13 protein-coding genes are annotated in these 15,331 nt (G+C 69.5%); 4 read left to right on the top strand and 9 right to left on the bottom strand.

Translation table 11 applies throughout. The annotated features are described in order from the left end of the window. Positions 1–230: 230 nt before the first annotated feature. Positions 231–680, bottom strand: coding sequence for a DUF5707 domain-containing protein (locus ACIF9R_RS37410; protein ID WP_399987460.1), 450 nt, complete (start codon positions 678–680; stop codon positions 231–233). A gap of 291 nt (positions 681–971) precedes the next feature. After that, complete coding sequence (locus ACIF9R_RS37405) at positions 972–1,340, bottom strand: YbjQ family protein (protein ID WP_399987458.1); 369 nt, start codon at positions 1,338–1,340, stop codon at positions 972–974. Between the two features lie 295 nt (positions 1,341–1,635). On the opposite strand from ACIF9R_RS37405, the gene ACIF9R_RS37400 reads away from it, so the two are divergent. Then, positions 1,636–2,280, top strand: a complete 645-nt coding sequence (locus ACIF9R_RS37400) for a LuxR C-terminal-related transcriptional regulator (protein ID WP_399987457.1) — start codon at positions 1,636–1,638, stop codon at positions 2,278–2,280. A gap of 89 nt (positions 2,281–2,369) precedes the next feature. On the opposite strand, the gene ACIF9R_RS37395 is transcribed toward ACIF9R_RS37400, so the two are convergent. The 4 genes from ACIF9R_RS37395 to ACIF9R_RS37380 all read right to left on the bottom strand — a co-directional run bounded on the left by ACIF9R_RS37395 (position 2,370) and on the right by ACIF9R_RS37380 (position 6,502). After that, complete coding sequence (locus ACIF9R_RS37395) at positions 2,370–2,771, bottom strand: DUF6009 family protein (protein ID WP_399987455.1); 402 nt, start codon at positions 2,769–2,771, stop codon at positions 2,370–2,372. Then, positions 2,768–4,315, bottom strand: a complete 1,548-nt coding sequence (locus tag ACIF9R_RS37390; RefSeq protein ID WP_399987453.1) for a phage/plasmid primase, P4 family — start codon at positions 4,313–4,315, stop codon at positions 2,768–2,770. Before ACIF9R_RS37390 ends, ACIF9R_RS37395 begins: the two co-directional genes overlap by 4 nt. Positions 4,316–4,796: 481 nt before the next feature. Beyond that, the gene (locus ACIF9R_RS37385; RefSeq protein WP_399987462.1) at positions 4,797–5,999 is read right to left on the bottom strand and encodes an RNA-guided endonuclease InsQ/TnpB family protein; all 1,203 of its coding nucleotides are present in this window, start codon (positions 5,997–5,999) and stop codon (positions 4,797–4,799) included. Positions 6,000–6,247: 248 nt separating this feature from the next. Continuing rightward, positions 6,248–6,502 (bottom strand): CPBP family intramembrane glutamic endopeptidase, encoded by a 255-nt coding sequence (locus tag ACIF9R_RS37380; protein WP_399987451.1) that lies wholly within the window; start codon positions 6,500–6,502, stop codon positions 6,248–6,250. A 1,457-nt stretch (positions 6,503–7,959) separates the two neighbouring features. Between ACIF9R_RS37380 and ACIF9R_RS37375 the strand changes: the two genes are divergently transcribed. Beyond that, the gene (locus ACIF9R_RS37375; RefSeq protein ID WP_399987449.1) at positions 7,960–9,153 is read left to right on the top strand and encodes a bifunctional DNA primase/polymerase; all 1,194 of its coding nucleotides are present in this window, start codon (positions 7,960–7,962) and stop codon (positions 9,151–9,153) included. Between the two features lie 202 nt (positions 9,154–9,355). Continuing rightward, on the top strand, positions 9,356–9,679 hold the full coding sequence (locus ACIF9R_RS37370) for a hypothetical protein (RefSeq protein WP_399987447.1): 324 nt from the start codon (positions 9,356–9,358) through the stop codon (positions 9,677–9,679). Positions 9,680–9,772: 93 nt separating this feature from the next. On the opposite strand, the gene ACIF9R_RS37365 is transcribed toward ACIF9R_RS37370, so the two are convergent. The 3 genes from ACIF9R_RS37365 to ACIF9R_RS37355 form a co-directional block, all read right to left on the bottom strand. Next, positions 9,773–11,242 (bottom strand): DUF2637 domain-containing protein, encoded by a 1,470-nt coding sequence (locus ACIF9R_RS37365; protein ID WP_399987445.1) that lies wholly within the window; start codon positions 11,240–11,242, stop codon positions 9,773–9,775. A 139-nt stretch (positions 11,243–11,381) separates the two neighbouring features. After that, positions 11,382–12,440 (bottom strand): ParB/RepB/Spo0J family partition protein, encoded by a 1,059-nt coding sequence (locus ACIF9R_RS37360; protein ID WP_399987443.1) that lies wholly within the window; start codon positions 12,438–12,440, stop codon positions 11,382–11,384. Beyond that, positions 12,437–13,702, bottom strand: coding sequence for a ParA family protein (locus tag ACIF9R_RS37355; RefSeq protein ID WP_399987441.1), 1,266 nt, complete (start codon positions 13,700–13,702; stop codon positions 12,437–12,439). Before ACIF9R_RS37355 ends, ACIF9R_RS37360 begins: the two co-directional genes overlap by 4 nt. Positions 13,703–14,349: 647 nt before the next feature. Between ACIF9R_RS37355 and ACIF9R_RS37350 the strand changes: the two genes are divergently transcribed. Then, positions 14,350–15,267, top strand: a complete 918-nt coding sequence (locus ACIF9R_RS37350) for a winged helix-turn-helix domain-containing protein (protein ID WP_399987439.1) — start codon at positions 14,350–14,352, stop codon at positions 15,265–15,267. Positions 15,268–15,331 lie beyond the last annotated feature (64 nt).

Genomic DNA, 15,331 nt, shown 5'->3' with positions numbered 1-15,331 from the left:
AGTACTCCGGGCGGGCAGTCGGCGATGAAGCAGAAAACCCCACGGCGCGAGCCGTAGGAATCCCCCTCCTTCAGGAGGGGGAGGAAGTCAAGAGACCTCTCCGTTTCGGTGAGGTGCGCGGGCGGACGGACGGGTGGTGCGGCGGCGCCGGGCCGGCGTGCGGTCCGTCCCGGCGACGTACGTGGTGTCACCAGGGCCGGCCCCCCGAGGTGTCCGGCCCTGGTGACGGGTCATCGGGTGACGTCGAACGAGGCCGCGCGGGGCACGAACGTCGTGTCGCCGTCCTTCGCCGTCGCCAGCACCGACACGTTCCAGGTGCCCTTCTCCAGGTCTGCCGCCTCCTGCTGCGTCACCTTCAGCGTGTAGGTGCAGCGGGACGTCTCGTCCGAGGTGCTGCGGCACTTGGCCTTGTCCACGTACCGCATCTCCGCCTCGGTCGGGTCGAGCTTCGAGGCGGCCGGCCACGCGATGACCCTGACCTCGCGGACACCCGAGTCGTCGCTCACCTCCGCGGAGTACGAGAGCTTCCCCGCGCCCTGCTGGGACGGAGCGGCGTAATGGGCGGAACTGTTCTTCACGGTCGGCTGCGTGTCGGCGGAGGCCATGGCGTAGCCGCCGGCGGCGACGGCTCCGAGGGCGACGACGCCGATGACGGACGGGACGAGAACGCGCTTGGACATGGGTGATCCCCGTGCTTTCGAGTGGAGTGTCGATGTGCGGGAAAGTGCGGGGGTCCGGTGGTCGGTCGGCCGCCTTCCCGATGTGATCGAGACTATGGCCGGGACCCCCGCCCGATCCTCACGCCGGGGAACGATTGCCGCCTCGAACCCTGGGTGCAGAGACTCCACCGCCCATGGTCAGTGAGCAGGAGCAGGAGCAGGAGCAGCAGCGGGTCGCGGACACCACGTCCTGGCGGCGGAAAACACCGGGGGCGGCCGGACTGGTCCGGCCGCCCCCGGCTCCGACACCCCCTAGGCGGAGGGGGCGATGACCACAGCCGTGCCGTAGGCGCAGACCTCGGTGCCGACGTCCTGTGCCGTCGTGACGTCGAAACGCATGGCGAGCACGGCGTTCGCACCGCGGGCAGCGGCGGCCTCGACCAGCCGTGCCATCGCCTCGTTCCGGGTCTGGACCAGCGTCTTGGTCAGGCCCTTCAGCTCACCGCCGATCACCGACTTCAGTCCCGCGCCGAGCTGGGAGCCCAGGTGGCGGGAACGCACCGTGAGCCCGAACACCTCTCCGATGACCTGCTTCACCTCGTGTCCGGGCACTTCGTTGGTGGTCACGACCAGAACGGGCGAGTCCTGCGCCGTGCCGCCGGTGTAGTCGTCAATGGGCATGTATCCACCTTGGGAAGAGAAGGGAGTGAACGACCGGACATCTGCCCCAACGACGTCGGCGCGGTGACGGTTCACGGGCGGCCGGTGACTACTTCCCGAGCCGTTCGTACACCGTGTGCGCGATGACCAGGTGCCCGAAGGCGTGGGGTGGGCGGAGCCGGGTGGGACGGGGAGGTGAACCGTAGCCCTGCGGCCGCCGTCCAGCCGGACGGGGAGGTCCGCCGTCAACCGGCCGCACCGGCACGTCCGGCGGACGCCCACCGACACCACGCGTCCACCTGGGAGATCCCCGACCATGCCTTCCCACGCCCTCGGCGGCAAGCACCCGATCCCGGTCCTGCTCCACGCCTCGGACCCGCTGTCCGAGGCAGGGGCGCGGGCCCAGTTGAGCGACCAGCGGGCCATCGTGCTGACTCCTGACGGCTCGCGGCCCGGCACCGTGCCCCTGCTGGTGGCGGACTCGGCGGACGACGAGACGGTGACGCGGTGGTGTGCGGCCGCACCGCCCGACGGCCCGCGCGCGGTGCTGGTGACGGGCAGGCTCCGGCAGTCCGGTCTGTCGAACGTGGTCGCCGGGGGGATCGGAGCCGTCGTCTGGCGGCACGAGGCGAACGGGCCGCGACTGGTGCGGGCCGTCACCGCCGTCGCCCGCGGAGAGGGTGACATACCGGCCGACCTGGTCAGGGCGCTGATGGACCAGGTGAGCAGCCTCCTCCCCCAGGCCGCCGCGGGTCGCTCGCCCCGTCCTACGGTGCTGACCGCACGGGAGGTGAGCATCCTGCGCTGGGCGGCGGACGGTGAGGAGACCGGGCAGATCGCCGACCGGCTGGGCTACTCGGAGCGCACGATCAAACGGGACCTGCACGACCTGATGAAGCGTCTGCACCTGCGCAACCGCACCCACGCCGTCGCCTACGCCCTGCGCGCCGGCTACATGTAGGCGCGCCTCCACCGCCCGGCGGGCCGGATCAATGCCGGGGCCGCCGAGCCGGCCTGGACGGCCGCGATGTCCGGAGCGGCCGGGGCGGGTCACAGCGGAAGCGTTATGCCGAGTTCCCGCATGGCCGTTGAGGGCGGGCCGCCTTCGGAGCGTTCCGTCTTGTACCCCTTGATGCGAGGGCCGAGGGTGTGGGGGTCGACGGCCTCGGCCGGGGCGCCCTTGGCGTACAGGCCGTCCGGCTGGGTGTCGCGGTCGTGGGGCAGGAGCCAGAACACGCGGCGGCGGAAGGTGCCCGAGGACCGCGAGGGCTTCATGGCCGGGTCGAGCAGCGCGTAGCCGACCATGCGCCCGTCACGGTGGTAGGCCGGCTTGCCCTTGCGGGTGGGCAGCCGGTCCAGGCTCTGCCGAACGTAGTCGAGCCGGTCGATGTCCTCCAGCCAGACGAGGTCGGTCTCGTAGCTGATCTCGTCCTCGGTGATCAGGGAACTCATGCGCCGGGGTCCCTTTCTCGGTCGGTGAGCAGTCCGATGCCCGGGTAGTGCTTGCGCTGGTTGGACAGGACCATCTCCTTGGGCGAGGCCAGCCCGACCAGTTCCCGCGTACGGGCCGCGAACGCCCTCGAGGACATGGCCGGAGCACCCTCATTCTGGCACCACGCCCGGTACACGGCATACAGGGCAGTCTGCTCCGCGCGCAGGTCCGGGCCGAGCAGACAGCATTCGTCATAGAAACGGCCGGTGTGGTCCTCGGTCTCGGCGTACGCCGTCGTGGCGATCCGTACCCGCTCCGGGCCCGTCAAGTCCCGGTCGCCCGCGAGGTAGCGGCGGGCGCCGTCGATGAGCCAGCCGAGGATGCCGGGCCCTTCCTCGGTGACGAGGATGTCGGCCAGGTTGTCGATCTTCCGGTCGTCGGACACCACACGCTCGAACGGGATCAGACGCATACGGCGCCAGAAGGCGAAGCCGCCGGTGCCGACCTCGGGGCGGTGGTTGCCCAGCAGCCACAGTTTGTGGGTCGGCTCGAAGCTGAAGAAGTCCTGCCGCATCCGGCGGGCCTTGATCCGGTCCCCGCCCGTCAGCAGCTTCACCCGCGCCTCGTCGAACTTGTCGCCCGGTTTCACCTCCGAGCACACGATGACGCGGCGGCCGTGGAGTTCGGCGAGGTCGGTGGGATGACCCTCGTAGGGGCGGGCCATCAGGAAGCCGGGCGGGGCGGCGTCCGCGTAGTCGCCGAGCAGCTTCATCAGTACGTCCAGAAGGACCGACTTGCCGTTCTTCCCCGACCCGAACAGGAACGGCAGGACCTGACCGCCCACGTCCCCCGTGATCGAGTACCCCAGCAGCAGTTGCAGGTAGTCGACCATGTCCCGGTCCTCGGGCTCGTCACCGAAGGTGTCGGTGAGGAACCTCGTCCATCGCGGGGTGGGCACGGACTGCGGGCCCACGGTCGTGGAACGGGAGTGGAAGTCCTTGTCGGGGTCGGGGCGCTTGATCAGCCCGGTGCGCAGGTCGACGATGCCGGCCGGGGTGCACAGGGCATACCGGTCGGCGTCCAGGAGTGCCGCGTTGAGCACCATCCCGGGAGCCGACTTCGCCTGCGTCAGCATCGCGTTCATCCCCGTGGTGGACAGGGCCCGACGACGGTGCTGCTGCAGGGCGGTGGTGGTGAAGACCCCCCGCGTGTCGTGCGGAGCGATGTTCTCGGCAAGGTCGCCGGCGGCCCACAGGACGGTGTCGTCCTCGTCGAACTGCCAGCGCGTGGTGTCCCACCGGTACCAGCCGATGCCCGGCACATGCCGGTAGTCGTTCGCATAGAGCCTGACGAACAGCTTGGCATTGCCGCGATCCGACAGCGTGTCGGGCAGGAGCCCGGAGGCGGTCGCTTCTCCGGCGGCCACGCGGGACGCTTCCGCCTGCGCGGGCAGGGAGACCGTGGCCGTGGGGGCGCCGGAGCCGGACTGCGCACGGATCTGCGCGGCGACGGCTCCGGGGTCGAAGTCGAAGAGGGGTGCGGGCTCGTGGCCGGACGAGTTCATCGGCCGTCCCCGAGGGGGAACGGGTGATGCCTGGGGCGGCCCGCGAACCGGCCGTCGACGGGGACAGCGACTGACGGGCCGGGGCCACGCATTGACGAGGTGTGACGGCAAAACAGCAGCTCATCAGACATGCGCACCCCCTGTCAGCGACCCAAGCGACTCAACGATGGGCACAGCCTAGCGAACAGGGCGCGCAGGTCGTGGCAACCATGCGGAGAAGCCGCTCAGCCCGCCACAGCGACCGGAGCGACGGAGCCTGAGTCATGAGGAACGCGAGTGCCGGGACGCTCGCCTCGTCGTGACGTCCCACGACGAGGCGAGCGGCGCGGTTCACTGCCCGAGGCGGCCCCGGGTGGCCACGAGAGCGACGGCCGCGGCCACGAGCGAGCCGGTGAGGAAGGCATGCGCCGCGTAGCTCTGGGACAGCGAAGGGAACGTGACTCCACCCACGGCTGAAGTCGCGGGCTTCCTGTATCGGTGGCTATGCCACGTCGCAGAGGACCAGCCCGGCCCTGTTCATCACGTTTATCGCGCCGACGTGGTCCGCGTTGGCGGTGAAGCCGCACGCGGTGCATGTGAAGTCGGCTTGGGTGAGGCGGTTCTCCTTGGCGACGTGCCCGCAGTCGGGGCAGGTGCGGGAGGTGTTGCGGGCGTCCACCGGGATCACGCGGCGAGCGGCACTCTCAGCCTTCTGCGCCAGGATTCCCAGGAACAACCCCCAACCCGCGTCGAGGATGCTGCGGTTGAGTCCGGCCTTCGCGGCGGCCCCGTTAGGCAGGAAGCCGCCGGGCCGCTCGGGGTCGGGCTTGGCTGCCGACCTCTTGGTCATCCCGGCGGTGTTCAGTTTCTCGTGGGCGATCACGTCGTGATCGCGGATCAGCTCGTTCGCCCGTTTGTGGTGGTGGTCGAGCCGCTGCCTACGGATCTTCGCGTGGAGTCCGGCGACCTTCCGGGCGGCAGCCCGGTGCTTCTTCGTGCGGCGCCTGGTACGCCGGGGAAATGTCGCCAGGTGCTGCTGGGCGGCGGCCAGCTCCTTTGCCATCACCTGGAGGAACCGCGGGTTCTCCACGTGCTCACCGTCGGACGTGGTCAGGAAGTGCCTCACGCCCATGTCGATGCCGACGATGCCTCCCGTCGCGGGCAGCGGCTCAGCAGGCACCTCGTCGCAGGCCAGGATCACGTACCAACGGCGGCCCTCCCGTTTGACACTGACCGTTTTGACCCGGCCGCGCACGGGCCGGTGCACACGCACGTGCCCGACACCCTGCAGCCGCACCCGGGTCCGCCCATCGTGCGGGGTGGAGTCCCAGCGGCAGCCGTCCCCGTCCTTCGGGAAGGTCACCGTGTCGAAGTGCCCGACACCCCTGAACCTGGGATAGCCCGGCGTGAGACCGGCCTTCACCCGCCGGAAGAACGCGGCGAACGCCCTGTCCAGACGACGCAGCGTGGCCTGCTGGGAGGAGAACGACCAGCGGCCCTGCCGCTCCGGATCGAACGCCCGGATCTCCTTCAGCTGCGCGGACTGACCACCGTAACGAACGGTGGTCTTCGAGACGTGCCGGTAGGCCTCCCGGCGCTCCTGCAACGCGCCGTTGTACAGCGAACAGTGATCCCGCAGCATCCCGGCAAGCGCCTGCTCCTGGCGCACCGTGGGCCGGAGAAGAAACTTGTAGGCACGCATCATCCCCACCACCCCCTCCACGCCAGTACGGCCAGTACGGCCAGTACGGCCAACCTAGCGGGCCTCACTGACAACAGTGCGGATCCGTACAGAAAGCCGAGGTCAGACGTGGTCGTCCATCAGGACCTGGCCAGGGGACGCCCCGCTTCAGCGGGGTGGGGAATGGCTTCTCTCACCACGGAGATGAAGTTGTTGACGCTGGTGTGCAGCAGCATGACCAACGGCATGCTTTCGCCGGAGCGGTTGAACAGTCAGGTCATGACGAAGCTGAAGGCGACCGTGGTGACCATGAACTCCAGCACCTTGACCAGGTCCACGTGCGGCCCGCTCCAGTCGCTGAGGAACAGCGGCAGGTGCCAGGCACCCCACAGCACGCCCACCACGAGGGTGGAGCCCACCGGACCGTACCTGCGCTGCATACGGGGCCTGGCGAACTCCCGCCAGCCGGGCTCCTCCGCCAGGCCCGTCGTGACCATCTGCACGGCGAGAGCGGGCAGATAGGCCACCAGAACGGCGAGGGAGGGAAACTCGGGGACCCGGCGGCCAGCAGCGCGGTGGCGAGCGTCAGCACGGCGGGCACCGCGACCAGGACCGCGAGGAACCAGCGCGCGCCCACCCTCAGCTTCGTCATCCGGCCGCGCCACACCCGGAGCCCCTGACGTCTCTCCAGAGCCCAGGTGACCAGGAGCGCCGACGCGATCGGGCCGAGGTAGGCACCGGGCAGAACGCCCAGCAGCTGGCTGGCACCGCCCGATCCCGGGAAGGAGACGTGCCACACGCCCAGGCCGTTCTCCGAGAGAACGTACGGCGTCCAGGCGAGCCGGCTCAGGGCGAAGGTGAGCGAGAAGAACCAGATCAAGGGCCTCTCGCACAGGGCCGCCCGCAGCCTCGACGGGGGCTTCCCCGGGTCTGTACCGCCGGGGCCTGCCGGGGTGGGGCGGTGGCGGAGGTGTGGAGGCTGTCCATATGCACCGCGTGCGGCTTCACCGCCAACGCGGACCACGTCGGCGCGATAAACGTGATGAACAGGGCCGGGCTGGTCCTCTGCGACGTGGCATAGCCACCGACACAGGAAGCCCGCGACTTCAGTCGTGGGCGGAGTCACGTCCCTCTGAGCTGGAGCCGATCGAAGGTGACCAGCTCACCAGAGGCGCATCAGGAGGTCATTGCCGTCTGTGCCCGAGTGGGGGTACCGCCTGCTGTACCCCCACTCGGGACTACCCGCCCGGTCGCGTGAGCGCGGCGACGACCAGCACGACGGCCAGGGCGACAAGGCCCGCGGTGGGAAAGACCCGGGCGGCGGTGCGGTACCGGTGTGCTGACTGCATGGTGCTCGGGATCTCCTTCGACAAGGGCGGCTCACTGCGGCAGCCCGCTACGACTGAGGACGCGCGGTACGTGAGCCGGGTTCATACACAGGCCTGCCTGCCCAGGGGGGGTCCGGTCGCTGAGGTCTCCTCGGTTCGGTCGCTGAGATGTGCTTCGGTCGCTGCTCTTCGGTCGCTGAAGTTGCTTCAGTCGCTGAGCTCTCCGGGCCGGGAAGAGGACAGCGACTGAAGAACCAGCTACCGACAACCCTTCGGTCGCTCTTTCAGTCGCTCACAAAACCGCAGGTCAACGAGGTGCTCCTCCGAGAGCAGCGACTGAAGCGACTCTAGATGCCTATATATGAGGTACCCAGAGAATTTGCGTGTGCGTGATAGATAGAAGCCTTCAGTCGCTTCAGTCGCTTTTTGATCTTTGGCATGCCCTCTGACCTGGCCTTTTCTCAGCGACCGAAGAGCAGCTACTGAAGGCCCTTCAGTAGCTGCCGCGCTCCTTCGGTCGCTGCGCCCGGAATCACCGGCTCCGGAGCAGGCCCCGCCGGTGTCCGCAGGTACTCCATGAGGACACCGGAGCCGTTCGCTAGTCTGTGCGCGTGGTTGAGTCGCTTGGGTCGCTCGAGTAGCTGATGAGGGATGCGATGCCTGCTGCTGAGCTGCGCTCCTCCGGCAGCCCCTCACAACAACCCGGGCAAGAACCCGGGCAGGAAGTCGGCCAGGAGCTCGGCAGCGGACTCCGGAGGGGCCCCGCGCAGGCATCCGTCCCGTCCAGGACTCAGCCCGCCGCCGCGCCCGTTGTCACCGCCCAGTGGTGCGCCCGCCGGGGCTGGCCCGTTCACCCCCTGGCACCCGGCCGCAAGACCCCGGCTGCGAACTGCACCCGGTGCCGCAACGGCGCCCACGCACCGGCCGACTGCCCCTGCCTCCCCGCAGGCCGTTGGTGTCATGGCTTCTACTCCGCCACCCTGAACCAGGAGCGGATCCGGCAGTGGTGGGGACAGCACCCCGGTTTCGGTATCGGCGTCTCCTGCGGCCCGGCCGGCCTGGTCGTCATCGACATCGACGCCCACCCCGCCGAACTCCCCGCCCGGGACCGGATCCTGCCGGGCATCACCATCGGCGACCAGATCGACCTCAGAGGCCTCGCCAACGGCTTCCACACCCTCGGGGTCCTCGCCGCCCTCCGAGGCCGGGAGAACCCCGCTGAGGACGCCACGACCCTGCGTGTGCGCACGCCCTCCGGTGGACTCCACGTCTGGTACCGGGCCACCGGCAACCGGAAGTGGCTGTCCTCCGTGGGTTCCAGCCCCGGCCGCGCCCTGGCCTGGCAGGTCGACATCAGGGCCCACGGCAGCTACATCATCGCCCCGGGAACCAGAACCGACCACGGCACCTACACCCCCGTCGGCGAGGCCCGTGAACCCGCCGCCCTGCCCTCGTGGCTGGCGCAGGAACTCGACCGCACCGGGCATCTGCCCGCCCCCAGCGTCCCCGCTCCCCGGCCGGTCCCGCCCAGAGCACGACAGGCCGTGCTGGCCGCGGGAGGGGGCCGGGCCGAAGGCGTCCACACCCTCGCCACGGTCCTGGCCCCGGTCGAGGCCTGCGGTCAGGCGGCCGAAGGGGCAGGCTTCTCCGACGCTCTCAACCGCGCCGCCTACACCCTCGGTGGTCTCATCGCCGCAGGACGGCTCCCCCGCCAGGAGGCCGAGCAGGCCCTCGAGGACGCCGCGCTCCGGGCCCGCCCCGGGCAGGAATCACGGATCCGGCAGATCATCGGCAGCGGCCTCACCGCCGGCATGAAGAAGCCCCTCCACGCCACGGGCGGCCGCTGGTGAAGAAGTGTGCCCGGGACCGGGACATCGTGGCGGAAGGCGTCCGCGAGCCCGGTCCTCCGAGCGTCGGCCCCGCATGGGGCAGGTTTCCGGTGGGCCGTCAGGGGTGCATCGTGATCCGTGTGATATCCGGCCGAGCTGGTTCTGCGGGCCCACCGGTGTGACGGTAGCCGGACTGCGCTCTCCACCGATATCGAGGCCCGTCATGTCAGGTCTGCCGTTCTTCGCCCCCTGGCTGGTGCCGGTCTCCGCGCTCTGGGCGATGCTGCCGTTCCTGTGTCCCCGGCAGCGGCGGACGGGCATCGTCATCGCCGTCCTGCACCTCGTCGGGACGGTGGCGATCACACGGCCCTGGACCGAGAACTGGTACTGGGACGTCGGATGGTGGCTGATTCTCGTCTTCGGGCAGGGCGCCCTTTTTGCGCTGGGACGGTTGGTCTTCGAACTCAGCCCGCTCGGCGCCCGTCGCCACCACGCGGCGCCCCGGTCCCCGGGGAGCGACCCGGTGGTGGTCCGGCCCGGGTCGTGAGCCGGACCACGCGCGCCACGGGGTCCCGGTCGGAAGGGACGTCTTCACCGCACCCTGAACCGGGCTGCGCAGTCCGCCGTCCAAGCTGCGCATTCACGGCCTGACCTGCGCTTTTCCTGATTGCGCAGCCATGTGGGACACGGGGTCGGCCTGCTGCGCGGGAAGGCCGCCGAGGGCCTGCCAGCGCCGTTCGAAGTCATCGGCCTGCTCGGCGATGTAGGCGGGCGTGAGGGGTCTCTTGTGCTGCGCAGTGATGCCGCGGGCTGCGCATTCCCGCGCAACGGCGTCGGGTGAGGGCATCCCGGTGCCGTGCGTTCTCTGCTCGGCCCAGACGTTGTAGACCCGGAATGCCAGGAGATAGCGGCGCAGCGTGGACGGGCTCACCGGCCTTCCGCCGCGACCGTGCATTCCCTTGCGCGCGAGGTGGCTGGAGAGTTGCTCCGCCTCCCGCGTCGAGGACCGGGGCCGTTCGTCCTGCTCGGTCCGGTACTCCGTCCAGGAGAGGTAGTAGCGGTCGACCGTGGTCAGCGTGACGGGCTCCTCCGGCACGGTGTCCTTGCCCGGTGGGAGGTCCGCGCCGACGGGGGCGCCCCCGTCGGACTCGTCGGTGTCGTGGTCCTCGGCAGGCCGCTCGTTCGGGGAGAAGGAGCGCTGCCGGAACTCCGCGAGGAACTTCCGTGCGACCTCGTCGGTCCCGGGCGGGCCGGGACGTGCGGGCGGTGCCTGCTGCCTGGGAGGCGGCGGAGGGCTGTCCCGCCGTCCCGGTGCCGTACCTCGGTCGGCAGCGGTCACACGTCCGGGGCTCCGCCGCTGAGCCGGAACCGGCGGCCGCTCGACGGTGAACCGTACGGGCGGCCCGTCGGTACCCGCGGTGACCGGGCGAGCCGGGGCCGGCGCGGCCAAGGGGAGGCCGTAGCGGGCCAGTCGCAAGGGCATCAGCGACTCCACCGGAGCCTTGCGGCGCCAGGAGCGGCCGAAGCGGGAGCGGAGACCGGCCTGGTAGACGAGGCGTTCCTGTTCCCGCTTGACGGCCTGCTCGTAGGAGCGCAGCTCCCACAGTTTCATGCGACGCCAGAGCAGGAACGTGGGGATCGGCGAGAGCAGCCAGCGGGTGAGGCGTACACCCTCCATGTGCCGGTCGGCGGTGATGTCGGCGATGCGGCCGACCGCGTGCCGGGCCGCCTCGACCGCCACGACGAACAGAACGGGGATCACCGCGTGCATACCGACGCCCAGCGGATCCGGCCAGGCGGCCGCTCCGTTGAACGCGATGGTGGCGGCCGTCAGCAGCCAGGCCGTCTGCCGCAGCGCGGGGAACGGGATACGGATCCAGGTCAGCAGAAGGTCCAGCGCCAGCAGGACGCAGATGCCGGCGTCGATGCCGATCGGGAAGACGTAGGCGAAGTCGCCGAAGCCCTTCTTGACCGCCAGTTCGTGGACCGCCGCGTACGACCCCGCGAAACCGATCCCCGCGATGACGACGGCACCGGTGACGACCACGCCGATCAGGATGCGGTGTCCTCGGGTCAGCAGGGGTGCTCCGTTCCCCTCGCTCACGTACAACTCCCCTGTCCGGGCCCCGTCACAGGACTCTCGCTCCGTGCCGTGTGTGTCTTGCTTGTCATACGTGTCATGCACGCGGGATCGTCCGGTTCCCTATTACGCCGTAATAGGGAACCGGACCGAGGCAGCGGTGCTGCCCTCATGAGTCGGCGATGTCGGCCGCTGTGTCGCGCCGCTGGTGATGCTCGTTGAGGATCCGCAGCATCTTGTCGAACTCGGTGCCGGGCATCTCCTGGATGAGGTGCCGAGCCAGGGCCGGACCGTCGCCGTAGGGGAGCTTCGGCGGTCGCTGCTTGGCCGTCGCCGCGCCGGGCCGTGGTTCGGGCACGCGGTCCACCGGGGCGGCCGCCCCGTCGTCCGCGGAGGCCGGAAGGCTCTGGTCCTCGGTCCGGTCCTCTATTACGGCGTAATAGGTGACGTCGTCCGCGGCGGCAGGCTGTGGGGGAGTGGGGAGCCCGTCGCGGAGCCGGCCGGCGGCCTGCTTCTCCGCCTCCTTGGCGGCTCGCTGCTCCTTCAAGTCCTCCAGGGCCGCCACCTGTTGCTCCTGCGGCTTGTTGCCGACCGCACGCAGCAGGTCGATGGGCTCCTGGCCGATGCGGGCCTGGAGCTCCGGCGTGAGGTTGAGCAGGGCGAGACGCTGGGAGACCCAGCCCTGGGAACGGTGCAGGCGCTTGGCCAGGGCCGTCTGACTGCCATGGATCGTCAGAAGGCGTTGCAGAGCGCGGGCTTCGTCCAGCTCTTCCAGGTCCTGACGGTGGATGTTGGCGACGAGGGCGGACTCGAGCAGTTCCTCCGAGGTGCTGCCCTGGTCGTCGCTGACCATGACCTTGACCAGGCTCAGACCGGCCTCACGGGCGGCGGCCAGGCGACTGCTGCCGTCGATGACGACATGGGTGGTGTCGTGTTCCAGGTCGGCCTCCCGGTCGGGGTTGGCCTTGATGTACGCGTCGCGGTTCATGACCGTGATCGCCTGCTTCTGACCGTGCGTCTTCAGGCTGCCGGCCAGGTCGGTGAGGTCACCCAGCGCCGAGCGGGGGTTGTCCGGGTTGAGGCTGACACGGCCCGGGGGGAGTTCGGTGGGCGGGGCGACGCCCTCGGTGGGGACCCCCGTCGCGGCGGCGACGGCCTGACGGCGTGCGCTGACCGGGCGCACGCCCCCGCCGAAACGGCCGGCGCCGAGCTGGTTGGCCTTGCTCATGAGATCTCCCGGGCCAGGGCGCGCATGCCGATCGCCTGCTGTGACTTGGGCGCGTAGGACAGAAGAGGCTTCTTCATACGGACGGCCTCCTTCTGCTCCTTGAGGTCGCCGATGAGTCCCACGACCCGCGGGTCCTTTATGTCGACCCACCCCTGGAGGGAGGAGGTGGCGATGTAGCCGCGGCGGGAGTCGTAGAGGTTGACGACGATGCCGAGGTAGTCGATGTCGACCTGGAGGTCACCCCGCAGGTCGTCGATCTGCGTGGTGAGGAGCTCGTACGCGTCGGCGGAGCTGTCCTCGGCCTGGACGACGATCAGCGCGCCGGACTGGCCGGGCTTCTCCCCCTCACGGCGTCGGCCGTAGTAGGCGGCGGCGTCCATGCTGAGGCCGAGGCTGGGCGGGCAGTCGACGAGGATGACGTCGTACTCCGCCTCGAGCGGCATGAGGGCCCGCTCGAGGGCGGACTCGCGGGCGCGCACGGCGGACAGTCGCACGTCGAGGAGGAACGCGTCGTTGCAGGCGGGCAGGAGATGGAGCCTGCCGTCGAAGGTCTCGTCGTCGACGGAGACGATGAGGTCACGCAGGTCGCCCTTGGGGTCGCCCGCCATGTGGTTGGTGAGGCTGTCACCGTTCATCGGCAGGGGAGAGGCGCCCAGTTGGTTGGTGAGGTGGCACTGCGGATCGAAGTCGACGAGCAGCACCCTCATCCCGGGTCCCGGCAGGTTCTCGATGTCGAGAGGGTCGACGCCGGGCTCGTCGTCCTGAGCATGCGTCTCGCTCGCCCGCAGGGCCTTGGACAGGGCCTTGGCGACACGGACGGAGTGAAGGGAGTCGGGGTCCTCGGCGAGTGCCTCTCCGAGGCCGGCGGTGATGGCCGTCTTGCCGACCCCGCCCTTCTGATTGCAGACGACGATGCGCCTGGTGATGGTGGGGCGCTCCACATGCGGTGCCGGGTTGGTGTCCAGCCACAGCTGAACGGCCTGCGCCAGACCCTGGATGAGGGAGACACGGCGGTCGGCGGCGATACGCCGGAACTCCTCCCACTGACCGGGAGGCAGGAAGGTGGAGAAGGAATCGGCGCCGGCCGTGTCGACCGGGGCGGGGGAGGAGGCCAGGTCGCACCAGTCGGTGATGCCCTGTTCGACCGCGGCCTGGATCTCGATGCCGTGCTGAGCGGCTCTGATCTTGAGGTTCTGCCGGAGCCAGCCCGGCAGTTTGGAGACGACCTTCTCGCGGTCGTGGGACGTCGCTGGGGAACTCATGAGGGACACCATACTAACGTTCATGATCCTTCCGGTCCCCGACACGTTACCTTCACCCCTCGACATGCCGTCAGAAGCCCACGCAACGCCACCGGAAGCCCGGTCCCACCCCCACCCTCGCCCTATTACGCCGTAATAGCCGGGACGCCGAGCGCTGGCCGCGGACAGCCGAGCCCGGTCGGAGGCGGTCGGGGGCGGCCCTATTACGGCGTAATAGTTCGGGACGCCGAGTGCGCACCACCAGGCGAGGGAGGGAGCGCGGCGCGGTGGGCTATTACGGCGTAATAGCCCTGGAGCGAGGGAGGGCGCGAGGCGGGGAAGCGCCGGATGCGACGACCGGTGGTTCAGGACTCTCCGGCGGGTGCCCACGAGGGTGGGCGGGCGAGGACGCTACCCGCTGCTGCCAGGAGGACTTGGTGCTGGTGGCCCCCGGACCACCAGCACCATCCCTTCCCCTGCTCCAGATTGGGCTGTCGGTGGCCGGAGCCGCGACCTGATTCGACGTAGACCGAACAACGACACAGCGGAAAGATCAATAGGGCTGTGCCTCACTGCTGTCGACGGCAACCGCTTCGGGGGAGACCGTGGTCTTTCGTATTCACTTCACGGCTGAGGACTTGGCACGCACGAGAGTGGCTGATTCCCCGATGCCGCTTGCGGAACTGAAGGCGGCTGCACGGACCCTGCAAGATCGCGATCAGGCGGCTCGGCTGAGCGGCTGGCGTCGACATTCACTCGCACACCTGTCCCCTACGGCACGCCTGGCCCTGCACTTCATTCCCCGTAGGGGTTGGTCACCCACGTTCATCGGTACGCCCAGGGCCGGCGCCCCGGAGGAACTCATTGAGCAGGTACGCGCGACACCGGTCAGCCAGATTCGGACGGCGCTGACGACGATTCTCCCTCGAAACAGTCTGCTCACCGTCCCGCCCCTGACGCGCCACCTCACCGACTCAGCCTTCCTCGGGGAAGTATGCGATGGCCTCAGCGACCTCTACGAGGTACTCCTCGCCCCTTACTGGTCAGGCATAGTTGACGCCTTCGCCGCCGACAGGTCGGTGCGCATGCGGCAGATGCTGCACGGGGGCGTGGAGTCGTTGCTCAGCCAGGTCAATCCGCAACGTATGCGCTGGAAGACTCCGATCCTGGAGATACCCACGCCGAGGGACGACAACCAGTACAACCTGTACCTGGGAGGCCGAGGTCTGCTGCTCGTGCCCTCGGTCATGCTGACAAGCCCTGTTATCCACTACGACGCCGAGCCCCAGCCCGCCGTCACCTACCCAGCCAGTTACGACCAGCCCTTGCGCCGGTTGACCTCCTTCACACCCAAGGCCGCCCCCAGGCGAGCCACCGCCCCGGTCGCAGCGCTGCTCGGACACACACGAGCCACTGTGCTCATCGCCGTTGCCGAGCACCCAGGCTGCTCAACCAAGGAACTTGCTGCCTTCACCGGGCTGGCGGCATCCAGCGCCAGCGAACACGCCACCACCCTCCGCGAGGCTGGGCTCATCACCACCGTCAGACACCGCAATGAGGTTCCCCCGAGATGCGGGAACAGATGACGGAGGGTCAGATGGGTTTTGCGAGAGGAGCCCAGACGATGCCTGCACCGAGGAAGTACCCGCT

This window comes from Streptomyces sp. NPDC086080 (assembly GCF_044540255.1).
Lineage (GTDB): Bacteria > Actinomycetota > Actinomycetes > Streptomycetales > Streptomycetaceae > Streptomyces.
Note: the sequence above shows the minus strand (reverse complement) of the source record. Positions and strands in the feature narration are given on the sequence as shown.